The sequence below is a fragment of the Methylobacterium sp. CM6246 genome, assembly GCF_054818005.1.
This window is the reverse complement of record NZ_JBTXKY010000001.1, coordinates 1,937,075-1,958,685: the sequence shown is the minus strand read 5'-3', so window position 1 is coordinate 1,958,685 and position 21,611 is coordinate 1,937,075. Positions and strand designations below refer to the sequence as shown.

Here is a 21,611-nt window from a genome sequence, read left to right as displayed (position 1 = left end):
GACGCGCCTCAGGTTTCCTGAGCACGCTCCCGGCAGGCCCCGCAATCACCCTCGACTTCCAGGATGCTGTGGGCCGGCGTGAAGCCCGCCCGCTTCAAGGTGCGGCCGAGGCCGTCTTCCAGTTCCTCGGACGAGGCCTCGTCGACGCCGCCGCAGGTGCGGCAGATCAGGAACACGACCCCCTCCCCCGGGGCATGCCCGTGGGCGCAGGGGATGAACGCGTTGCGGCTTGCGATCCGGTGGACCAGGCCCTGCTGCATGAGGAAGTCCAGGGCGCGGTAGACCGAGACCGGCGCCACGCGCTTGCCCGGCGCACTGAGCTTCTCGGCGATGTCGTAGGCGCCCTGGGCTTTCCCGGCCTCCGCCACCGCTTCCATCACCTCACGGCGCAGCGGCGTGAATTGCAGCCCGCGCTCGCGACAGACGGCTTCCGCCCGCGCGAGCATGTCGCCGACGCCCGCCTGGCACGCGTCGTGACCCTCGTGACGGTGCATGATCGCTCCAACCCCGAAACCGCCAGTTGTCCGGCGGGTTTGTTACAGTGTATCACCGCGGCCCCGGAACGCACCAGTAGCCCGACCGGTCCCCGCGCCGGCCCGAGCGCGCGACGAGGACGTCTTGCCCCCGATTTCCAGCCCACGCCAAGCGGCTCCGCGATCCCTGTTCCGCAGCGGCATCGGCCCACGCCTCGCCCTGGCGGTGACGCTGTCGGTCGTGGTCTGGCTGGCGATCGCCTGGGCGCTGGCCGCATGAGCGACCGTCCCGCCATGCAGGATGCGATCCGGCTGGTCGGCCTGACCCTCGGCTACGATCGGCATCCGGCAATCCACCACCTGTCGGGGACCGTGCGCGCCGGCGACCTGCTGGCGCTGGTCGGGCCGAACGGCGCCGGCAAGTCGACCCTGCTCAAGGGCATGGCCGGCGAGATCCGCTGCCTCGAAGGGTATATCGAGCGCTCGGGCGCCCTCGCCTACCTGCCCCAGGCCGACGAGATCGACCGGAGCTTTCCGCTGAGCGTGATGGACCTCGCCGGCATGGGCCTGTGGCGGAAGGCCGGATCCTGGCGCAGCCTGGGCCGGCGTCGGCCGGAGATCGCGGCGGCCCTCGAGGCGGTCGGGCTAGGCGGCTTCGAGGCGCGCCCGATCAGCACCCTCTCGGGCGGGCAGTTCCGGCGGGCCCTGTTCGCCCGCCTGATCCTGCAGGATTGCCCGGTGATGCTCCTCGACGAGCCGTTCACCGGGATCGACAACCGCACCGTGGACGACCTGCTGGCGCTGATCCGGCTCTGGCACGGCCAGGGCCGTACCGTCGTCGCCGCTCTGCACGACCTGTCCCAGGTGCGCGAGCATTTCCCGACCACGCTCCTGCTGGCCCGGGAAGCCGTGGCCTGGGGGCCGACCGCCCGAGTCCTGACGCCGGAGAACCTGGCGCGTGCGCGCAACCTCTCCGAAGCCTGGGATGAGGACGCGCCGGTCTGCATCGGGCCCCGGACAGCCGACGCGCGCGGGCATGATCACGGGTCGCACGGCCCGGACGCCCACGATCATCATCACGAGGACGCGGCGTGATCGATCCGTTCGGGCCGCTTCTGGCGCCCTTCGTGGAGTTCGGCTTCATGCGCCGGGCGCTGGCGGGCTGCCTCGCTCTGTCGGTCTCTGCGCCGCCGGTCGGGGTCTTCTTGACCCTGCGCCGGATGAGCCTGATGAGCGACGCGATGAGCCACGCGATCCTGCCGGGTGCCGCAGCCGGCTTCCTGGTCGCCGGCCTGTCGCTGCCGGCGATGACGCTTGGCGGACTGGTCGCCGGGCTGGCGGTGGCGCTTCTCGCCGGCGCGGTCACCCGGGCCACGGTGGTGCGCGAGGATTCGAACCTCGCAGCCTTCTACCTGATCTCGCTGGCCGGCGGCGTTCTGCTGGTCTCCCTGCGCGGCTCGCAGATCGACCTGATGCACTTCCTGTTCGGCTCGGTGCTGGCCCTCGACGACGCCGCGCTGATCCTGCTCGGCGGCATCAGCACGCTGACCCTGGTGGTGCTCGCCGCGATCTACCGGCCGCTGGTGATGGAATGCGTCGATCCGCTGTTCCTGCGCACGGTGAGCCGCAGCGGCGGCCCGGTGCATCTCGCCTTCCTGGCGCTGGTGGTGGTGAACCTCGTCGGCGGCTTCCAGGCGCTCGGGACCCTGCTGGCGGTCGGGCTGATGCTGCTGCCGGCCGTGGCGGCCCGATTCTGGGCGCGCGACCTGGGCGGCCTGATCCCGATCTCGATGCTGATCGCCGCGGTGGCGAGCGTGACCGGGCTCAGCCTGTCCTACCAGCTCGACCTGCCGAGCGGCCCGGCCATCGTGCTCGCCGCCGGCGCGCTCTACATCGTCTCGATGCTCGCCGGCCCGCGCGGCGGCCTGCTCCGCCGCCTCGTCCGGCCGCGGCACCTGGAAGCCTGATCAGGCCTGATCTTTCAGGGCGGCCAAGCCCTCGCGATAGGTCGGGTACGCCAGCGCGACGCCGAGTTCGTCGCGGATCAGCCGGTTCCGCACGCGCTTGTTCTCGCCGTAGAAGCTGCGCGCCATCGGTGACAGGTCGGCGGTCTCGAAGTCGACCTCCGGGGGCAGCGGCAAGCTGGCGAGCGCCGCGGCGTGCTCGGTCACGGTCTGAGGCGGCGCCGGCTCGTCGTCGGTGACGTTGTAGACCGCCCCCGGCCTCGGACGGTCGAGCGAGGCCATCAGGGTCGTGGCGATGTCGTCGACATGGATGCGGTTGAAGACCTGGCCCGCCTTCACGATGCGTTGAGACCGGCCCTCGCGCAGCTTCACGATCGGGTTGCGCCCCGGGCCGTAGATGCCCGACAGCCGGAACACCTGCACGGCCTTGCCGGTCCGGGCGCCGAGATTGAACCAGGCCGCCTCGGCCTCGAGCCGGATCCGGGAGCGGGCGCTGCGCGGCGCGGCCGGCGTGGCCTCGTCGATCCAGGCGCCACCCTGGTCGCCGTACACGCCGATGGTCGAGAGATAGCCAATCCAGCCGACCCGGCTCGCCGCGATCGCGTCCTCGTAGCGCCGGAGCACCGGGTCGCCCCGCTCGGAGGGGGGCGCCGAGACGAGGAGCGCGTCGGTGTCGGCGAGGTCGTCGGCGATCCGGGGATCGTCCGCCTCCGGCCCGAAGGCTCGCATGGTGAAGCCGGTCTCGGTGGCGATGCGCGCGGCACTCGCCGGGTCGGTGACGGTGCCCCGCACCGTCTGGAAGCGGTCGCGCGCCCGCTCGGCAAAACGGCGGCCGGTGAAGCCGAGCCCGAAGATGAAGAGATTCATGCCCGGGATGTCTCGCCGGTCCGGAGTTCCGTCAAGGCGGTGGCGGCGATCCACTCGCTGCGAACGTGAGAATCCGTCTCGGCTGCTTCGTGCTGTTGGCGCAGTGCCTGAACGGAGGCGGGCTCCAGCAGGCGGCCGCAGGCCCACACCGCCATGCCCCGCACCAGCGGCGAGGCGTCCGCAAGCCGCGCGATCGCCGCATCCGCGAGGTGGGGATCGCCGGAATTGCCGACTGCGATCATGACGTTCCGCAGGAACCGGTCCCGGCCGGTGCGCTTCACCGGGGTTCCGGCGAACAGTTTCCGGAAGGCCGCGTCGTCCAATCCGGCGAGGTCCGCCAGCGCCGGAGCGGCGAGGTCGGCCCGGGCAGCAAAGTGGGCATCGGCCGCGGTCCGGGCGAACTTGTTCCAGGGGCAGACCGCCAGGCAATCGTCGCAGCCGAACACGCGGTTGCCGATCGCCGTCCGGAACTCCGTCGCGATCGGCCCGGCATGTTCGATGGTGAGGTACGAGATGCAGCGCCGCGCATCGAGCCGGTACGGAGCCGGGAAGGCGTCGGTCGGGCAGATGTCCAGGCAGGCCCGGCAGGAGCCGCAATGGCCGCGCCCGGGATCGTCGGGCTCGAACTCGGCGCTGGTGTAGATCGCGCCCAGGAGCAGCCAGTTGCCGTGCTCCCGGGAGAGCAGCACCGTGTGCTTGCCCTGCCAGCCGAGCCCGGCCGCCTCGGCAAGCGTCTTCTCCATCACCGGGGCGGTGTCGCAAAACACCTTCACCCGGACGTCGCCCTTGGCCGACAGGTAGCCCCCCAGTTCCTTCAGGCGGCCTTTCAAAACGTCGTGATAATCCCGGCGGCGGGCATAGGCCGCGATCGCGCCGCGCTCCTTCAGGGCCACGAGTTCGAGCGGATCGTCGTCCGGGCGGTAGCTCATGGCGAAGACCAGGATGCTGCGCAGGCCCGACCAGAGGCCGACGGGGCTCGCGCGCTGGTCGGCGCGGTCCGCCATCCAGTCCATCGTGCCGTGGGCGCCTTCCTCCAGCCAGGACGACAGGCGCGCGGGCAGGTCCGGGAGCCGGTCGGGCCGCGTCACCCGCATCCCGCAGAAGCCGAGATGGCGCGCCCGCCCCTCGACGAGGCGGCGCAGGTCGGCACCGTGATAGGTCCGTCGTGCGCTCAGAAATCCAGATCCGCGTAATGGGCCGCCGGTGGCATGCCGGCCACCCGGTCGGCCAGCAGCCCCCGGAACGAGGGCCGCGACTTGACCCGGGCATACCAGTTGCGGGCCATCTCGTCCTCGTCCCACGGCACGTCGCCGAGATAGTCGGCGCAGGAGAGGTGGGCGGCGGCCGCGAGATCGGCATAGGTCAGGTTGTCGCCGGCGAGCCAGCGTCGGCGAGCGATGAGGTAGCCGATATACTTGAGATGGTAGCGCACGTTGGTGCGCGCCGCCCGAATCGCGTTCATGTCTGGCGGGCCGCCGCCCTCGTGCGCCGACATGAAGCGCTTCGAGATCTTCTCGTTGACCAGATAGCCGGTCACTTCGGAGTCGAACTTGATCAGGAACCAGTCCAGCAGGCGCCGGACCTCGACGCGCTCCACCGTGTCGTCCGGCAGCATGCGCCGGCCGGATAGCCCGAGGCCCCTCGTCTCGTCGAGGTATTCGGCGATGACGCCGGCGCCCGGCACGACCAGGCCGGTCTGCTCCAGCAGCACGGGCGTGGAGCCTGCCGGATTGATCAACAGGAAGTCGTCCCGGCGCTCCCACGGGCGCTCCTCGAACAGCGTCGGTTCGAGACCCATCTCGGCGAGCACGAGACGGATGAACCGGGAGTTCGCGCAGAAGGGGAAGTGGTAGAGCGTCGCCATTGAGGCCGTGAGGACAATGCGTTCAGACGGCGCGGACAGTCCCACGCCGGTCGTCGGCCCCGGCGCGTTAGATTTCGGCGCGCAGGACTTCAGAGCGAGCGTTATTGCTCGATCGTTGCCGAGCCCTTAACACGCGCGGCCCGCTCCGGTAACCGCTCGTCAACCCTGATGGGCGAAGCCTCCGGGCACATTCTTTGGACGGTTCGCGACGCGCCTGGTTCGGGCCGGCGTGCGCCCGCGGCGCGAGGCTCGACAATGGATCCGGTAAGCATCGGGAAGGCGGTCCTTCTCGCCCTGGTGGAGGGCGCGACCGAGTTCATCCCGGTCTCGTCCACCGGTCACCAGCTCCTGGTCGGCCACTTCATCGGCTTCCACTCCCCCAACAACACCTTCGAGGTGCTGATCCAGCTCGGGGCGATCCTGGCGATCCTGACGGTGTATTTCCGCCGCCTCGTCGGCATCGCCACCGCGCTCCCCACCAACCCGCAGGCTCGCCGCTTCGTGATCGGCATCCTGGTCGCCTTCCTGCCGGCCGCGATCATCGGCGGCCTCTTCTCGAAGGTGATCAAGGCCTACCTGTTCAACCCGTGGATCGTATGCGCGACGCTGGTGGCCGGCGGCCTGGTGCTTCTCGTCCTCGACGACACCGACCTCGAGGTTAAGAAGACCGACGTCTACGACTTCTCCCTGCCGATGGACCTGAAGATCGGCATCTTCCAGTGCCTGGCCATGATCCCGGGCGTGTCGCGCTCGGGCGCGACCATCGTGGGCGCGATGCTGATGGGCGCCGACAAGCGCTCGGCCACCGAGTTCTCGTTCTACCTGGCGATGCCGACCATGGCCGGCGCCTTCGCCAAGGACCTGTTCGACAATTACAAATTCCTCTCGCGCGACGATATCGGCCTGATCGTGATCGGCTTCATCGTGTCGTTCGTCTCGGCCCTGTTCGTGGTCCGCGTGCTGCTCGACTACGTGTCGCGCCACGGGTTCCGGCTGTTCGCCTGGTGGCGGATCATCGTCGGTGCATTGGGCTTCGCCGGGCTGATCATCCTCGGATAACAATCCTCGCCCAACAGGCGATTGCCTCCGGGCGAGCGGCGTGCGAGGCAAGTCCCCGAAAGCGGTGCACAAGACGCCGCGCCCGGGGATTTTCCGATGGACGACACACCGCTCGCCGACCTGTTCAAGCCCGCCGACCGGGCGCGCTGGCTCGGCCTCGTGGACAGCGTCCTGAAGGGCGCAGACTTCGAGAAACGGCTGGTCTCCCGGACGAGCGACGGTCTGCGGATCGAGCCGCTCTACGAGCGCGCCGCGCCGACCGCGCAACCGTTCCGGGAGCCCGGTCCCTGGCGCGTATCCCAGCGGGTCGATCATCCGGAGATCGCAATCGCCAACACCCAGGCGATGACCGACCTCGAAGGCGGCGCCGGCGCGCTGGCCCTGGTGTTCTCCGGCGCGGCTGGCGCCCGGGGCTACGGCCTGACCGCCCGCAGCGTCGAGGATCTCGACGCCGTGCTGAAGGGCGTGATGCTGCCGCTGATCGCCCTGCGGTTCGACGCGGGCGCGTCCGGCCTGGAGGTCGCCGGCTTGGTGAAGGGCCTCGCGGCCCGCCGCGGGGAAGACCTCTCCGCCTACGACCTCGACCTCGGCATCGATCCGGTCGGGACGCTCGCCGCCACCGGCAGCCTCGGCGCGGTGTGGTCCGAGATCGCCCCGCGGCTGGCCGCCACCGTCTCGGACCTCGAAGCCGCGGGCTTCACCGGCCGGGCGCTCCTGGCCGACGGACGGCCCTACCACGAGGCCGGGGCCGGCGAGGCGGCGGAGCTTGCCGCCGTCCTGTCCACCGCGGTGACCTACCTGCGTGCCCTGGAGGCCGCGGGCCACGACCTCGCCACCGCCCGCGACCGGATCTCGGTGCTGCTCGCCGCCGATGCCGACGAGTTCGTCACGGTGTCCAAGTTCCGCGCCCTGCGGCGGCTCTGGGCCCGGATCGAGCAGGCCTGCGGGCTGGATCCGAAGCCCCTGCGCCTCCATGCCGAGACCGCGTGGCGGATGATGACCCGGCGCGATCCGTTCGTGAACATCCTACGCACCGGCATGGCCGCCGCGTCGGCCGGAATGGGCGGCGCCGACAGCGTCACGGTCCTGCCCTACACCCTGGCGCTCGGCCTGCCCGACGCGTTCGCCCGCCGGGTGGCACGCAACAGCCAGATCGTCCTGCTCGAAGAATCCCATTTGGCGCGGGTCAGCGATCCGGCGGCCGGTGCGGGCGGGTTCGAGACGCTGACCGCCCAGCTCGCCGAGGCGGCCTGGGAGGCGTTCCAGGCGATCGAGGCCGAGGGCGGGATCGTCGCCTCCCTCAGCGTCGGCAAGCTGCAGCGGCGCATCGAGCTGACCCGCGAAGCCCGCGCCAAGGCCGTGGCCACCCGTCGCGAGGCCCTGACGGGCGCGAGCGAATTCCCGAACCTCGCCGAGAAGCCGGTCACCGTCCTGGACGTGAAGCCGGTGACCGCCGGCCCGGCCTCGAATTTCGGTTCCGGTTCGGCCGTCGCCTGCGATGCGCTGCCGGCGATCCGTCTGGCCGAGCCGTTCGAGGCGCTGCGCGACGCATCCGACGCCGTCCTGGCGAAATCCGGGCGCCGCCCCGCCGTGTTCCTCGCCAATCTCGGCACGGTCTCCGTTTTCAACGCCCGGGCGACCTTCGCGGCCAACGCCTTCGCGGCGGGCGGCATCGAGGCGGTGTCGAACGACGGCTTCACGGACCCGACCGGCCTCGCGGCGGCTTTTCGGGAATCCGGCGCGCCGCTCGCCTGCATCTGCTCGACCGACGCTCTCTACGCCGAGCACGCGCTGGCGGCCGCAGAGGCCCTCAAGCAGGCCGGCGCCGGATCGATCTACGTCGCCGGCAAACCGGTGGACCTGATCGATCCCCTGAAGGCGGCGGGCGTCCACGCCTTCCTGCATGTCGGCTGCGATCTGGTGAGCCTGCTCGACGGTGCCCTCCGTGCCGCCGTTCGGCCGCCCGCCGCCTGAGACGATCACGAGACCGCCTGCCCCGATCATCGCCATGAGCCGACGCCGTTTCGGGTGCCTGACCGGCGCTGCTCTGATCCTCGGACTCGCGGTCCCCGCTGCGGCGACGCCGCGGGGCGTCCGGATTCCGGACCGGTTCGACGGCACTTCCCGGTTCGACGGCACTTCCCGGTTCGACGGCACCTGGAGCGTCGAGATCCTTACCGAATCCGGTCCCTGCGACCGGGCCTACCGATACCCGGTGCGCATCGAGCACGGGCAGGCCCGCTTCATGGGGACGGCCTTCGTCGTGCAGGGCAGCGTCGCCCGGAACGGTATTGTCCGGGGCTCCATCGCCAACGGTCTCGGCACCGCCGACGTCGCCGGCCGGCTCGGCGCGAACGGGTTCGGCGCCGGCACCTGGGTCGCGTCCGGCGCCCTCGCCTGCCGCGGCCGCTGGCGGGCCGAGCGGCGGCGCTGAGCGCGGTCGCGAAATCGTCCGCATCTTGCCCGAGATCGGGCGGATGCAACGTCCCGTCAGCCGCGATCCCGACGCAATCATGAGGGAATGCTGAACGCCATTCGGACACCCGACGAGGCCGCCCGCATGAAGTCCACGATCCTCGCCACCTTCGCCGTCCTCGCGCTGGCATCGACGGCTCAGGCGCGTCCCCACCGCCATCCCGCTGCCCCGGTGGTGAACAAGGCAGAGGCCGAGAAGGTGCTGGGTCCGCTGCGACAGGCGGCGACGGAATGCTTCGCCGAGACCGTGCTGGCGAACCCGAAGGCGACGGCCGAGGCCCGGGCCGGCCACTGGTACGAGGCGGTGGGCATCACCGGGTTCCTGTGCCGCCCGGAGGTGGCCGCGATGATCCAGGCCCATGACCGGCTCTACGGCGCGAAGACTGGTGAGCGCTACTTCAAGGGCGCCTACGTCAAGCATCTGGACCAGCAGCTCGCCGAGCACCTGCAGCCGATGCTGGCCCACAAGGCGGTCGCCAGCGCCGAGCCGCTGCCCGAGAAGGCGACCGACGGCGACGCCCCGGGCAACTGAGCGGGAACCACGCGCCGGCACCGCGCCTTCCCGGTGGAGGAGACGCGATGCCCTACGAGCTGCATTACTGGCCGATGATCCAGGGGCGCGGCGAGTTCGTCCGCCTCGCCTTCGAAGAGGCCGATGCCGACTATGTCGACATCGCGCGGCGGGACGACGAGGCCGGCGGCATCGAGCCGATGCTCGAGCGCCTCGCCGATCCGGGCAATCGTCGGCCGCCCTTCGCGCCGCCGTTCCTGCGCGACGGCGATGTTGTGATTGGACAGAGCACCGCGATCCTGCTGTATCTCGGGCCGCGCCTCGGCCTCGTCGGCGCATCCGAGGCGGACCGGATCTGGACCCATCAGCTGCAGCTCACCATCGCGGACGCGGTGGACGAGGCCCACGACACCCACCATCCCCTCGGGGTCGGCCTGTACTACGCCGACCAGAAGCCGGAGGCCGCGCGCCGGGCCGAAGGGTACCGCCAGGACCGCATCCCCAAATTTTTCGGGTATTTCGAGCGCGTGCTGGCGGCGAACGGGAGCGAACGCCTGGTCGGATCAAAGCTGTCCTACGCCGACCTATCCCTGTTCCAGCTGGTCGCCGGATTGCGCTACGCCTTCCCGAACGCATCCAATGCTGCCCTGCGAGACACGCCGCATGTCGCCCGGCTGCACGAAGCGGTGGCGCAGCGCCCGCGCATCGCCGCCTACCTGGCGAGCGACCGGCGCATCCCGTTCAACGAGGACGGGATCTTCCGCCGGTATCCCGAACTGGACCGTTGACGCGCCGAGTCACCGGGGCGGGTGGGCGATCAGGATGCTGGCCAGCCCGAGTGCGATGAGGCCCAGCACCAGCGACAGCAACCGCCAGAACAGCAGCGGATCGCGCTCCAGCAGCGACGCCCGTCGGGTCTCCGTGAAGGCCGGGTTGGGGTGCCGGAGATCGTGGACGAATTCCGAGAGCACCTGGTACCGCCGGGCGGGATCGGCATGCACGGCCTTGCGCAGCGCCCCGTCGACCCAGGCCGGCAGCAGCGGCCGGGCGTTGCGGGCCGAGACGTAGCGGAGCTTGCGCTGGGCCGCGCGCGTCAACGCCCGGGGCACCCGGTCACCGTAGGGCAGCCGGCCGGTGAGCATCTGGTACGTCATCACGCCCACCGCGAAGATGTCGGAGCCGGCCGTCGACGGCTCGCCCAGAAAGCCTTCCGGCGCCGTGTACTGCACGGTCCCCAGGATCTCGGCGGCATCGATCCGGGGATCGCCCTCCACCACCCCGGCCACCCGGGTGGCCCCGAAATCGATGACCTGGACGGTTCCGGCGGTGTCGATCAGGACGTTGTCGGGGCGCAGGTCCTGATGGACCATCTCCTTTCGGTGGAAGGCCTGCACGCCCTTGGCCATCTGCTCGACGAGGCCGCGCACCGCTTCCAACTCGGGCGCAGGGTGATCGCGCATCCACTGGGTCAGGGTCTGGCCCTCGACGTAGCGCATGACCGTGTAGAGGTGGCTGCGGCGGCGGCTCTGTGGATGGGCCTTGAGCACGTGCGGGCTGTCGATGCGCCGGGCGATCCACTCCTCCAGGGCGAACCGCTTGCGCTGGTTCGGGTCGTCGCGCAGATCGAGCGAAAGGACCTTCAGCGCGACCGGATCCCCGGTCTCCGCGTCGAGCGCCAGGTAGACCCGGCTGCGCGGCCCGGAATGCAGGATGCGCAGCAGCCGGTAGCCGTCGAAATCGGCCGGCGGATCGAGCAACGGCGCGGGATCGAGTCCCTCGACGCCGCCGAGCAGGTCGGCCGGCTCGCCATCGGGCACGGCTTCGATGCGGATGATCTGGACCGTGAGGTTGTCCGGGCTGCCGGCGGCGTGCGCGGCTTCCACGATCGCCCGGGCGGCGGCGTCGAGATCGTCCTCGGCGGCCGCGATCATCGAGGCCAGGTCGCGCGGCCGGACGTGCTCGTGAACGCCGTCGGTTGTCAGCACGAAGACGTCGCCGGCGTCCAGGCTCGCCGTGTGGTAGTCGATCTCGACATGACCGCCCGCCCCGAGCGCTCGGCCGAGATACGATTCCGCCGCCGAGACCACGACCCTGTGATCCTCGGTGAGCTGCTCCAAGGACCGGCCGGCGACACGCCAGATCCGGGCATCGCCGACATGGAACAGGTGCGCGGTGCGCGCCTTCAGGATCAGCGCATCGAAGGTGGTGACGTAGCCCGTGTCGGCATCGTACGGATCACGCCCGCGCCGCGTCTGCGCGTAGAGCCAGGAATTCGTTGCCGCGATCACCCGCTGCGCCGAACTCTTCACCGCCCACGTGTCCGGGGTGGCGTAATAGTCGCCGAGGAAGCTCTTGACCGCGGTCTCGCTCGCCAGCGCGCCGACCGCGCTGCTGCTGATGCCGTCGGCCAGCGCCACCGCGATGCCCTTGAGACCGAGTGCCGGCTGCACCGGCACCAGGGCACCGTGGAAATCCTGATTCGCGTCCTTGCGGCCGGCCGCGCTGGCCTGTCCGATCGTGACGGTCAGGTCCGTGCTCACGCGGCCTCCGCCGACGCGTCGCTCCGGCCGCGATAGGACAAGGCCTCGGCCAGGTGCAGCCGGCGCACCTGCGCCTCGCCGTCGAGGTCGGCCAGCGTCCGCGCCACCCGCAGGGTGCGGTGGAAGCCGCGGGCGGAGAGCCGCATGCTCTCGGCCGCCTGCCGGATCAGTGCCGTGCCCTCGGCATCGGGGCTTGCCACCGCCTCAATCAACGTCGCCGGGCATGTGGCGTTGGTGGTGGCTGCCGGCAGGGCGTGGGCGGCGTAGCGCGTCGTCTGTCGATTGCGGGCTTCGGCGACCCGGGCGGCGGCCTCGCGGGAGCCCTCGGCCGGGGGCGGCAGGATCAGGTCGGCGGCCGTGACCGCGGGGACCTCGATGCGCAGGTCGATCCGGTCGAGCATCGGCCCGGAGATCCGCGATTGGTATTGCGCCATGCAGCGCGCGTTCGGCCCGCGCCGGCAGGCATAGCCGGGCTCCAATCCTTGCCCGCAGCGGCATGGGTTCATGGCCGCCACGAGCTGGAAGCGCGCCGGGTAGGTCACCCGGTGGTTCGCCCGGGCGATCATCACCTCCCCGGTCTCCATCGGCTGCCGCAGGCTGTCGAGCGCCTGCGGGTTGAACTCGGGCAGTTCGTCCAGGAACAGCACGCCGCCATGGGCGAGCGACACCTCCCCGGGTCGCGCGCCGAGGCCGCCGCCGACGAGCGCGGCCATCGAGGCCGAGTGACGCGGTTGCCGGAACGGCCGGCGGTTCGAGAGCGCGCCGCCCTTCAGCTGGCCCGCCACCGACTGGATCATGGAGATGTCGAGCAATTCCCGCGGCGTCAGCGGTGGCAGGATCGACGGCAGCCGGGCGGCGAGCATCGACTTTCCGGGGCCGGGCGGCCCGTTCATCAGAAGGTTGTGGCCACCCGCCGCCGCGATCTCCAGGGCCCGCTTGGCGCCCTCCTGACCCTTGATGTCGGAGAGATCCGGCAGCGGGCCGGCCAGGCTGGCCACGGACGGTTCCGGCCGGGCCATGACCTGGCTGCCTTTGAAGTGGTTGGCGAGTTGGATCAGCGAGCGCGGGGCGAGCACGTCGAGATCGCCTCCCGCCCAGGCCGCCTCGGACCCGGTCGCGGCCGGGCAGATCAGCCCGAGGCCGCGGGCCCCCGCCGCGATGGCCGCCGGCAGGACCCCGCTCACCGCCGTGATGCTGCCGTCCAACGCCAACTCGCCGAGCACGCAATAGCCCCCCAGCGCATCGGCCGGGATCGCCCCGATCGCCGCCATGACGCCGAGGGCGATCGGGAGGTCGTAGTGCGAGCCCTCCTTGGGCAGGTCGGCCGGGGCCAGGTTGACGGTGATGCGCTTGGCCGGCAGCGCAAGACCCGAGGCGATCAGCGCGCCACGCACCCGCTCGCGCGATTCGGCCACCGCCTTGTCGGGCAGGCCGACCACGTTGAAGACGACGTTGCCCGGGATGATCTGGACCTGCACGTCCACGGCCCGGGCCTCGATCCCCTCGAACGCCACGGTGGCGACGCGTGTGACCATAGGTCGGCAGTCCTGGGCCCCGGCGCCGGAGCGGCGCGACGTGCAACCTTAGCTGTGCGGGAAAATCGAAGCGGCCTCAAGAGGATCGCGGTTCACGCGGAACCTGGGCGCGGTCTTCCTGTTCAAAGGCGGCACGCAACACCGAAACGGAGCCCCTCATGCGCCTCGCCGCCCCCCTCCTCGCCCTCACCCTGGCCGCCGGCCTCACCAGCGTCGCCCGGGCCGACGAGAAGCTCCCGCCCGACCAGCAGGCCAAGGTCGAGGCCATGCTCCGCCAGGAGGGCTTCACCAAGTGGAAGGAGATTGAGCTCGACGACGGCATGATCGAGGTCGACGACGCGATCGACGCCAACGGCAAGCAGTTCGACCTGAAGCTCGATCCCAAGACCCTCGCCGTGGTCAAGCGCAAGGCCGAGTAGCCGGCGCTTGCGTTCGGCAAAGAGCCCGGCCATATAGCCGGCGGGGGGTTGGCGAGGGACGTTTCACTCGCCAACCGGGTCAGGTCCGGAAGGAAGCAGCCCTAACGAGACCGAGCGGGTCTTCGTCCAGCCTCCCACCTTATTTCTTGCCTCGTTTCTTGGCGCTCGGCAGCCCGACCCGATACGGCATGGACGCTACGACCGGCACGCCTGACGACGAGCCGGGCCTGCCCGGGTTCGCGAGCCCCGCTGGCGCGGTGACGCCCTATCGGGTGCTGGCGCGGAAATACCGTCCGACCAATTTCGGCGACCTGATCGGCCAGGACGCGATGGTCCGGACGCTAGCCAACGGGTTCTCGGCCAACCGCATTCCCCAGGCCTGGATGCTGACCGGCGTGCGCGGGGTCGGCAAGACCACCACCGCCCGCATCCTCGCCCGCGGCCTCAACTACGCCCGCGCCGGCGTCCCCGATACCGGCCCGACCGTCTCGATGCCGGAACTCGGCCTGCACTGCGCGGCGATCATGGAATCCCGGCACATGGACGTGCTAGAGATGGATGCCGCCTCGCACACCGGCATCGACGACGTGCGGGCGATCATCGACGGCATCCGGTACGGGCCGGTCTCGGCCCGCTACAAGGTCTACATCGTGGACGAGGTCCACATGCTCTCCGAGAAGGCGTTCAACGCCTTCCTGAAGACGCTGGAGGAGCCGCCGCCCCACGCCAAGTTCGTGTTCGCCACCACGGAGATCCGCAAGGTCCCGGTGACGATCCTTTCGCGCTGCCAGCGGTTCGACCTGCGCCGGGTCGAGGCGCCGGTCCTGCACGCGCATCTCGCCAAGGTCTGCGCGGCCGAGAAGGTCGAGGCCGAGGACGAGGCGTTGAGCGCCATCGTGCGTGCGGCCGAGGGCTCGGTCCGCGACGCGCTCTCGCTGCTGGACCAGGCCATCGCGCACGGCGCGGGCGCCGTCACCGCACAGAGCGTCCGCGACATGCTGGGCTTGGCCGACCGAGCGCGCATCCTCGACCTGTTCGAGGCGGTGATGCGCGGTTCGGTGCCGGCGGCGTTCGCCGAATTGCGGGCGCAATACGATTCCGGTGCCGACCCCTCGGTGGTGCTGTCCGACCTCGCGGCCTTCACCCACCTCGTGACCCGCCTGAAGGCCGTGCCGGAGACCGCCTCCGACCCGACGCTCAGCGAGACCGAGCGGGTCCGCGGCGGCCAGTTCGCGGAACAGCTCTCGATCCGCGCCCTGTCGCGGGCCTGGCAGATCCTGCTCAAGGCGATCCCCGAGGTCCAGGCTGCGCCCCGCCCGCTGGCGGCGGCCGAGATGGCGATCGTCCGCCTGGCCTACGCGGCCGACCTGCCGACACCGGACGAGGCCCTGCGCCAGCTCAAGGCCGAGGCCGCGGCGGCACCGACCGAGGAGGCGCCGCCATCCTCCGGCCGTCCGCCCCTGCCGCCGATTCCCGACCTGCGCGGTGGTGGGCAGACGGCAGCGGCCGTCGCACCCCGTCCCATGCCGGTCTCCGCACCGATGGCGGCGCCCGCTGCCGCTTCAATGGCGGCGCCGGTGGCGATGGCCGCCCCCTCCGTCATGGCCGCCCCGGCCGAGCGCCCGGCTGCGCCGCCCGCGCCACGGCTCGCCCGGTTCGAGGACGTGGTGGCGCTGGCCGATGCCAACCGCGACATCCTGCTGAAGACCGCCCTGGAGCGCGACGTCCACCTCGTACGCTTCGAGGAGGGGCGGATCGAGTTCGCCCTCGCCCCGGGCGGCCGGGCGACGCTGGCCACCGACATCGCCGCCGCGATCCTGCGCTGGACCGGCCAACGCTGGGTCGTCGCGGTCTCGAAGGAGGCCGGCGCCCCGACCCTCGACGCCGCCGTAAAGGCCGCGACAGAGACCCGCCGCGAGAATGCCGCCGCCGACCCGTTCGTCCGTGAGGTGCTGACCCGCTTCCCCGGCGCGGAGATCGTGGATGTGCGGGAGACCGCGCCGCTCCCCTCGCCCGATCAGGAGATCCCGGGGGACGGCGATCCGGTGCCGGCGGACGAGGCCCCGGACGACGACTTCTGACACGCAGGCGCCGTCCCACATGGCGGCGGGCCGACACGATACCCAAGTAGACTGACCGAGACACCACACGAGAGAGCTGCATGCGCGACCTGATGGGCATCATGAAGCAGGCTCAGGCCATGCAGGAGAAGATGGGCTCCCTGCAGGCCGAGCTCGACGAGATCGAGGTGACCGGCGCCTCGGGCGGCGGTTCCGTGCGGGTGACCATGTCCGCCAAGGGTCAGATGAAGGGCGTCACGCTCGACCCCTCCCTGTTGGTCGCCGACGAGCGCGAGATCCTCGAGGATCTGATCGTGGCCGCCTGCAACGACGCCCGCGGCAAGGCCGAGGCGACCATGCAGGAGCGGATGGCCGAGTTGACCAAGGGCCTGCCCCTGCCGCCCGGCATGAAGCTGCCGTTCTAGGCGCGGGCTCGAGCCGCGTCCGCGTCACCGCGGCCGGCGGCTCACCAGGACGACCCTGGCCAGGATGAGCGGTATTGCCAGCGCGAGGATCGGCGGGAAGCTCTCGGCCAGCAGCGCAACCGCGAGGCCCTCGCCGGTGATCGCAGATCGACCACCTGGAGAAAGCCGATCTGATCGAGCGGCGCAAACATCCGACGGACCGACGCGGGACATTGGTGGCGCTGACGGATGGGGGCAAAGCGCTGATCGACACCCTGCTGCCGGTCCATGTCGAGACCGAGCGCAAGATCCTTGCCGTCCAGACGGATGGCGAGCAGCGCACGCTGAACGCGCTGCTGGCGAAGTTGCTGAGCGGGCTCGGGTGAACGGGCGGCAGCGGCAACCGCCGCCCGATCCACATGTTACGCGGCAATGGCCTGCGCGGTCGGCCCGGCGGCGCGCACGTCAGCATCGACGTGGGCCTCGAAGCGCTTGAAGTTGTCGTCGAACATCTTCACCAGCCGCGCCGCCGTCTCGACGAAGGCGCTCTTGTTGCCCCAGGTCTTGACCGGGGTGAGGATCTCCGCCTCGACGCCCGGGACCGAGACCGGCACCGCAAAGCCGAAATACGGGTCGCGGCGGAACTCCGCCTGGGCGAGAGATCCGTCGAGGGCCCCGGCGAGCAGGCGGCGGGTCACGCGGATCGGCATGCGCCGGCCGGTGCCGACGCCGCCGCCGGTCCACCCGGTGTTGACCAGCCAGCAATCGACGTCATGCGCGGCGATCAGGTCGCGCAGCAGGTTGCCGTAGGCGCTCGGATGCCGGGGCATGAACGGCGCGCCGAAGCAGGTCGAGAACGTCGCTTCCGGCCCGGTGAGGCCGCGTTCAGTGCCGGCGACCTTGGCGGTGTAGCCGGACAGGAAGTGGTACATCGCCTCGGCGCCGGTGAGCTTGGCGATCGGCGGCATCACCCCGAAGGCGTCGCAGGTCAGCATCACGATATTCTTCGGATGCCCGGCCCGGCCGGTGACGCTGGCATTGGCGATGAAGTCGAGCGGGTAGGCGCAGCGGGTGTTCTCGGTGAGCGACCCGTCATCGAAATCCGGCACGCGGCTGACCGGATCGATCACCACGTTCTCCATCACGGTGCCGAAGCGCTCCGTGGTGGCGTAGATCTCGGGCTCGGCATTGCGCGAGAGGCGGATCGTCTTGGCGTAGCAGCCGCCCTCGAAGTTGAAGATGCCCTCACTCGACCAGCCGTGCTCGTCGTCGCCGAGCAGCTGCCGGGACGAATCGTTCGACAGGGTGGTCTTGCCGGTACCCGACAGGCCGAAGAAGATCGCCGAGCCCCCCTCGGCGTCGAGCGCCGCGTTGGCTGAGCAATGCATCGGCATCACGTTCTGGCCGGGCAGGATGTAGTTCAGGTAGGTGAAGACCGACTTCTTCATCTCGCCCGCGTAGGCGGAGCCGCCGATCAGGACGAGCTTCTTCGAAAAGTCGATGGCGATCACAGTCTTGGACCGGCAGCCATGCCGGGCCGGGTCCGCCTGGAAGCTCGGCAGGTCTATGATCGTCAGGTCCGGCACGTAGGACGCGATCTCGGAGCGGTCCGGCCGGATCAGCAGGTTGCGGATGAACAACGAGTGCCAGGCGAGCTCGGTGAACACCCGGGCTTTGACCCGGTGGACCGGGTCGGCACCGCCGTAGAGATCCTGGGCGAACAGCTCCTTGCCCTCGGCGTGCTTGAGGAAGTCCCGGTGCAGGACCGCGAACTGCTCCGGCGTGATCGCGCCGTTATTCTCCCACCAGATCTCGTTCTCGGTGCTGGCATCGCGCACCACGAACTTGTCCTTGGGCGAGCGGCCGGTGTGGCTGCCGGTGGTCGCCACGAAGGCGCCGCCGCGGGCGAGCTGGCCCTCCTTGCGGGCGAGCGCCTCTTCGTAGAGGCGTGGAGCCTCGAAATTCCAGTGGACGGCCTTAAGAGCGTTGAAGCCGGCCGCGTCGGCATCGTGGGCCGCGTTGTGATCACCGATGTTGGTCAAGAGCGTATCTCCCGGGGCCCCTGTTCGTGCCGTCCACGCGACAAGACCGGACGCCAGGGGCGCCCGGGACTTCCCGGGGGACGTCCGTGCGGGCGTACAGGACCGCCGCACGCTGGATCACCGTTCCCCGGTTGCTCGCCCCCATACTGGATAGGCGGCCAAGCGTTGCCGTCTTACTGGGTGTTGCTGAACGCCCGCAACATCATGAAGCGTGTTTGACCGCAGTGCTGATCGCAAGAGGCCGCTCGTGTAACGCGTTGCTGATCGGTATTCTTAATTTTGGCCCGAGCAGAACGCGTTCGGAAAACCTATATCCTGGCTGGGCTGAGATGCGCCCTTGCGCGTTGCCCGGTGACGGCTATGCCCGCCGGACGTTTCGAAGGTTCGACCTTCGAAATCCCCATTGTCGATCCCCGCCAAGAGGTACGATGCCCCAAGCCGTCGCCGGCCCCGAGATCGAACGCCTGATCCAGCTTCTGTCCCGGATGCCGGGTCTCGGGCCGCGTTCCGCGCGGAGGGCCGCGCTCCAACTCATCAAGAAGCGCGAGACCTTGCTGGCCCCGCTGGCCGATGCCATGCGGGTGGCGGCCGAGCGCATCGTGGTGTGCACGAGCTGCGGCAACGTCGATACCTCCGAGCCGTGCACGATCTGCCGGGACGTCGAGCGCGATCCCACGACCCTGGTGGTGGTGGAGGACGTGTCGGACCTGTGGGCGCTCGAGCGGTCCGGGGCGGTCAAGTCGCGCTACCACGTGCTCGGCGGCGTGCTGTCGGCACTGGACGGCGTGCGGCCCGAGCACCTGAACCTCGCCAGCCTCGTGGAGCGCGCGGCCGATCCGTCGGTCAAGGAGATCATCCTTGCGCTGAACGCCACCGTCGACGGCCAGACCACCGCCCACTACGTCACCGAGTCGATCCGGCACCTCGACCGCAAGGTGACGCGCCTGGCCCACGGCGTCCCGGTCGGCGGCGAACTGGATTACCTCGACGAAGGCACGCTCACCGCGGCGATCCGCAGCCGTACGGCGTTCTGAGCACAGCCGGCGGTGCGGACGGCGCGGCAACCCTGGATAGGAGGGTTCGGAGGACCGGAATTTGACCGGCCCCCACCCACGCCATATTGCCTCGGGATCCCCGGGGCACACGTTCGATGCGCGCCCCCTGCCGGTTTCCGCCATGACCATCCGTCCGCTCGTCATCCTCCCCGACGCCGTCCTGCGCCGCGTCTCCGATCCGGTCGGGCCGATCACGCCCGAAATCCGCACCCTCGTCGCCGACATGTTCGAGACGATGTACGACGCGCCGGGCGTCGGGCTGGCGGCGATCCAGGTCGGCGTCGCCAAGCGGGTCGTGACCATCGACACCTCGAAGGAAGAGGGCGTGCGCGACGCGCGCGTGTTCATCGATCCGGAGATCGTCTGGGCATCGGAGGAGAAGCGGGTCTACGACGAGGGCTGCCTGTCGATCCCGGAATATTACGCCGAGGTCGAGCGGCCTGACCGGGTCCGGGTGAAGTTCCGCGACATTGAGGGCGAGGTGCAGGAGATCGAGGCGGGCGGCCTGCTGGCGACCTGCATCCAGCACGAGATCGACCACCTGAACGGCGTGCTGTTTATCGACCACATCTCGAAGCTGAAGCGCGACCGGGTGATCAAGCGCTTCGCCAAGGCGGCCAAGCGCGACGCGGCGTGACGGCCATGCGCGTCGTCTTCATGGGCACGCCGGATTTCGCGGTGCCGACCCTCGCACGTCTCGCGCAGGACGGGCACCAGATCGTTGCGGTCTACACCCGCGCCCCGGCCAAGGCCGGCCGCGGCATGAGCCTGCGCCCCTCGCCGGTCCACGCGTTCGCGGACACACTCGGGATCCCAGTTCTGACTCCCGGGACCTTGCGGACACCGGAGGCCGCCGAGACCTTCGCCGGGCACGCGGCCGATGTCGCCGTGGTGGTCGCCTACGGCATGCTGCTGCCCCAGGCGATCCTCGACGTGCCCCGGCATGGATGCCTCAACCTGCACGGATCGCTGCTGCCGCGTTGGCGCGGCGCCGCGCCGATCCAGCGCGCCGTGATGGCGGGCGATGCCGAGAGCGGCGTCGGCATCATGCGCATGGAGGTTGGGCTCGATACCGGACCGGTGGCCCTGGAGGCACGGGTCCCGATCACGCCGGGCATGATCGCCGGTGAACTGCACGATGCGCTGATGCCGGTTGGCGCCGCGTTGATGTCCCAGGCCCTCGAACGCCTGGGCCGCAGCGACCTGACGTTCACGCCGCAATCGACCGAGGGTGTGGTCTACGCGCACAAGATCGGCAACGACGAGGCGCGGATCGACTGGTCGCGTCCGGCCGGGGAGGTGGCGAACCATATCAACGGCCTGTCGCCGTTCCCCGGCGCGTTCTTCGAACTCGATCTCGGCAAGGGGGCGGAGCGGGTGAAGGTGCTCCGGGCGTCGGCTGCCGAGGGCGCCGGGGCACCGGGGACGCTCCTCGACGCCGAGGGCCAGGTCGCCTGCGGCGCGGGCGCAGTCCGGCTGCTGGAATTGCGGCGGGCCGGCAAGGGCGGCAGCGCCAACGGGGCCGAGTTCGTCCGCGGCGCGCGCATCGCGCCCGGCACGCATCTCGGCTGATGCCCCGCTACAAGCTCGTCATCGAATACGACGGCACGCCGTTCTACGGCTGGCAGCGCCAGCCCGAAGCACCCACGGTGCAGGGTGCGATCGAAGCGGCTGTCACCCGCTTCTCGGGCGAGCAATCCCGGCTGACCTGCGCCGGCCGGACCGATGCCGGGGTGCACGCCATCCATCAGGTCGCCCATCTCGACCTCGTCAAGGATTGGCGGGCCGACACGGTGCGGGATGCGCTGAACGCCCATCTGCGCCCCAAGCCGGTGGCGATCCTCTCGGCCCGGATCGTCCCGCCGAGCTTCGACGCGCGCCATTCCGCGATCCGCCGGCACTACCGCTATCGGATCCTCAACCGTCGAAGCCCCGCCGCGCTCACCCGCGCCCATGTCTGGCAGGTGCCCTGGCCGCTCGATCCGGACGCGATGGACCGCGCCGCGCAGCGCCTCGTCGGCCACCACGATTTTTCCGCGTTTCGGGCCGCCGAGTGCCAGGCCAAGAGCCCGATGCGGACCCTGGAACGGCTCGACGTCGCCCGCACGACCATGGCGTTGCACGAGGAGATCGTGGTGACGACCTGCGCGCGCTCGTTCCTGCACCATCAGGTCCGAGCCATGGTCGGGACGCTGATGCTCGCCGGCTGCGGCCGGCTCTCGGCCGACGATGTCGCCGACATCCTGGCTTCGGGCGAGAAGCGCCGGTGCGGGCCGCTCGCGCCGGCGGCCGGGCTGACGTTCGTCGGGGTGGATTACGCGTGACGATTCGAGGCGTATGCCG

The 21,611-nt window shown here is 70.4% G+C and carries 23 protein-coding genes, 1 other RNA gene and 1 pseudogene; 18 read left to right on the top strand and 7 right to left on the bottom strand.

All coding sequences use genetic code 11. The features are described from left to right. Window positions 1-8: 8 nt before the first annotated feature. Window positions 9-494 (bottom strand): transcriptional repressor, encoded by a 486-nt coding sequence (locus ACYQPG_RS09705; protein WP_147905858.1) that lies wholly within the window; start codon window positions 492-494, stop codon window positions 9-11. A 124-nt stretch (window positions 495-618) separates the two neighbouring features. On the opposite strand from ACYQPG_RS09705, the gene ACYQPG_RS09700 reads away from it, so the two are divergent. The 3 genes from ACYQPG_RS09700 to ACYQPG_RS09690 are packed head-to-tail and all read left to right on the top strand — an operon-like array spanning window position 619 to window position 2,440. Continuing rightward, window positions 619-753, top strand: a complete 135-nt coding sequence (locus ACYQPG_RS09700; RefSeq protein WP_281407053.1) for a hypothetical protein — start codon at window positions 619-621, stop codon at window positions 751-753. After that, window positions 750-1,568 carry a metal ABC transporter ATP-binding protein gene (locus ACYQPG_RS09695; protein WP_147905859.1) on the top strand — a complete coding sequence of 273 codons (819 nt, stop codon included), beginning with the start codon at window positions 750-752 and terminating at the stop codon, window positions 1,566-1,568. The genes ACYQPG_RS09700 and ACYQPG_RS09695 overlap by 4 nt, the downstream gene beginning before the upstream one ends. A gap of 47 nt (window positions 1,569-1,615) precedes the next feature. Then, the gene (locus tag ACYQPG_RS09690; RefSeq protein WP_147906000.1) at window positions 1,616-2,440 is read left to right on the top strand and encodes a metal ABC transporter permease; all 825 of its coding nucleotides are present in this window, start codon (window positions 1,616-1,618) and stop codon (window positions 2,438-2,440) included. On the opposite strand, the gene ACYQPG_RS09685 is transcribed toward ACYQPG_RS09690, so the two are convergent. Genes ACYQPG_RS09685 through ACYQPG_RS09675 form a run of 3 tightly spaced genes read right to left on the bottom strand, consistent with a single transcriptional unit; the run spans window position 2,441 to window position 5,168 of the window. After that, window positions 2,441-3,304, bottom strand: a complete 864-nt coding sequence (locus tag ACYQPG_RS09685; protein ID WP_461230807.1) for an SDR family oxidoreductase — start codon at window positions 3,302-3,304, stop codon at window positions 2,441-2,443. After that, window positions 3,301-4,446 (bottom strand): tRNA epoxyqueuosine(34) reductase QueG, encoded by a 1,146-nt coding sequence (queG, locus tag ACYQPG_RS09680; RefSeq protein ID WP_461232444.1) that lies wholly within the window; start codon window positions 4,444-4,446, stop codon window positions 3,301-3,303. The genes ACYQPG_RS09685 and queG overlap by 4 nt, the downstream gene beginning before the upstream one ends. Before the next feature lie 29 nt (window positions 4,447-4,475). Then, on the bottom strand, window positions 4,476-5,168 hold the full coding sequence (locus ACYQPG_RS09675) for a glutathione S-transferase family protein (protein WP_007561448.1): 693 nt from the start codon (window positions 5,166-5,168) through the stop codon (window positions 4,476-4,478). A gap of 255 nt (window positions 5,169-5,423) precedes the next feature. Between ACYQPG_RS09675 and ACYQPG_RS09670 the strand changes: the two genes are divergently transcribed. The 5 genes from ACYQPG_RS09670 (at window position 5,424) to ACYQPG_RS09650 (ending at window position 10,001) form a co-directional block, all read left to right on the top strand. Continuing rightward, complete coding sequence (locus ACYQPG_RS09670; RefSeq protein WP_147905861.1) at window positions 5,424-6,227, top strand: undecaprenyl-diphosphate phosphatase; 804 nt, start codon at window positions 5,424-5,426, stop codon at window positions 6,225-6,227. 96 nt (window positions 6,228-6,323) lie between these two features. Continuing rightward, window positions 6,324-8,201: a methylmalonyl-CoA mutase family protein gene (locus ACYQPG_RS09665; protein ID WP_461230806.1), complete on the top strand. Its 1,878-nt coding sequence runs from the start codon at window positions 6,324-6,326 to the stop codon at window positions 8,199-8,201. Window positions 8,202-8,235: 34 nt separating this feature from the next. Beyond that, a complete protein-coding gene (locus tag ACYQPG_RS09660) occupies window positions 8,236-8,661 on the top strand; it encodes a hypothetical protein (protein ID WP_461230805.1) in 426 nt (141 codons plus the stop codon). A 126-nt stretch (window positions 8,662-8,787) separates the two neighbouring features. Then, the gene (locus tag ACYQPG_RS09655; protein ID WP_147938706.1) at window positions 8,788-9,234 is read left to right on the top strand and encodes a hypothetical protein; all 447 of its coding nucleotides are present in this window, start codon (window positions 8,788-8,790) and stop codon (window positions 9,232-9,234) included. A 47-nt stretch (window positions 9,235-9,281) separates the two neighbouring features. Next, window positions 9,282-10,001, top strand: a complete 720-nt coding sequence (locus tag ACYQPG_RS09650) for a glutathione S-transferase (protein ID WP_461230804.1) — start codon at window positions 9,282-9,284, stop codon at window positions 9,999-10,001. 9 nt (window positions 10,002-10,010) lie between these two features. Here the strand turns inward: ACYQPG_RS09650 and ACYQPG_RS09645 are convergent, their stop codons facing one another. Both ACYQPG_RS09645 and ACYQPG_RS09640 read right to left on the bottom strand, forming a co-directional pair. Further along, window positions 10,011-11,753, bottom strand: coding sequence for a protein kinase domain-containing protein (locus tag ACYQPG_RS09645; protein ID WP_461230803.1), 1,743 nt, complete (start codon window positions 11,751-11,753; stop codon window positions 10,011-10,013). Continuing rightward, a complete protein-coding gene (locus tag ACYQPG_RS09640) occupies window positions 11,750-13,288 on the bottom strand; it encodes a YifB family Mg chelatase-like AAA ATPase (protein WP_461230802.1) in 1,539 nt (512 codons plus the stop codon). The genes ACYQPG_RS09645 and ACYQPG_RS09640 overlap by 4 nt, the downstream gene beginning before the upstream one ends. A gap of 158 nt (window positions 13,289-13,446) precedes the next feature. On the opposite strand from ACYQPG_RS09640, the gene ACYQPG_RS09635 reads away from it, so the two are divergent. The 6 genes and pseudogenes from ACYQPG_RS09635 (at window position 13,447) to ACYQPG_RS09610 (ending at window position 16,557) form a co-directional block, all read left to right on the top strand. Then, window positions 13,447-13,707 (top strand): PepSY domain-containing protein, encoded by a 261-nt coding sequence (locus tag ACYQPG_RS09635; protein ID WP_147905868.1) that lies wholly within the window; start codon window positions 13,447-13,449, stop codon window positions 13,705-13,707. Between the two features lie 41 nt (window positions 13,708-13,748). Next, an RNA gene (gene ffs, locus ACYQPG_RS09630) (signal recognition particle sRNA small type) lies at window positions 13,749-13,847 on the top strand. Between the two features lie 48 nt (window positions 13,848-13,895). Further along, the gene (locus tag ACYQPG_RS09625; RefSeq protein ID WP_461230801.1) at window positions 13,896-15,788 is read left to right on the top strand and encodes a DNA polymerase III subunit gamma/tau; all 1,893 of its coding nucleotides are present in this window, start codon (window positions 13,896-13,898) and stop codon (window positions 15,786-15,788) included. Window positions 15,789-15,868: 80 nt separating this feature from the next. Beyond that, window positions 15,869-16,192: a YbaB/EbfC family nucleoid-associated protein gene (locus ACYQPG_RS09620; protein WP_147905870.1), complete on the top strand. Its 324-nt coding sequence runs from the start codon at window positions 15,869-15,871 to the stop codon at window positions 16,190-16,192. A 146-nt stretch (window positions 16,193-16,338) separates the two neighbouring features. Next, window positions 16,339-16,386 (top strand): annotated as a pseudogene (locus tag ACYQPG_RS09615) (hypothetical protein); the annotation flags it as partial. A 21-nt stretch (window positions 16,387-16,407) separates the two neighbouring features. Next, entirely contained in the window at window positions 16,408-16,557 is a 150-nt protein-coding gene (locus tag ACYQPG_RS09610; protein ID WP_461230800.1) for a hypothetical protein, read from the top strand. A 36-nt stretch (window positions 16,558-16,593) separates the two neighbouring features. Here ACYQPG_RS09610 and ACYQPG_RS09605 read toward each other — a convergent pair whose 3' ends face one another. Further along, entirely contained in the window at window positions 16,594-18,213 is a 1,620-nt protein-coding gene (locus ACYQPG_RS09605) for a phosphoenolpyruvate carboxykinase (RefSeq protein ID WP_461230799.1), read from the bottom strand. A gap of 428 nt (window positions 18,214-18,641) precedes the next feature. Between ACYQPG_RS09605 and recR the strand changes: the two genes are divergently transcribed. The 4 genes from recR (at window position 18,642) to truA (ending at window position 21,592) form a co-directional block, all read left to right on the top strand. After that, entirely contained in the window at window positions 18,642-19,247 is a 606-nt protein-coding gene (gene recR, locus ACYQPG_RS09600) for a recombination mediator RecR (protein WP_147938675.1), read from the top strand. 142 nt (window positions 19,248-19,389) lie between these two features. Then, window positions 19,390-19,905 carry a peptide deformylase gene (gene def / locus ACYQPG_RS09595; protein WP_461230798.1) on the top strand — a complete coding sequence of 172 codons (516 nt, stop codon included), beginning with the start codon at window positions 19,390-19,392 and terminating at the stop codon, window positions 19,903-19,905. Between the two features lie 5 nt (window positions 19,906-19,910). Next, entirely contained in the window at window positions 19,911-20,840 is a 930-nt protein-coding gene (gene fmt / locus ACYQPG_RS09590) for a methionyl-tRNA formyltransferase (protein WP_147938676.1), read from the top strand. Further along, a complete protein-coding gene (truA, locus tag ACYQPG_RS09585) occupies window positions 20,840-21,592 on the top strand; it encodes a tRNA pseudouridine(38-40) synthase TruA (RefSeq protein WP_147905876.1) in 753 nt (250 codons plus the stop codon). Before fmt ends, truA begins: the two co-directional genes overlap by 1 nt. Window positions 21,593-21,611: the final 19 nt, after the last annotated feature.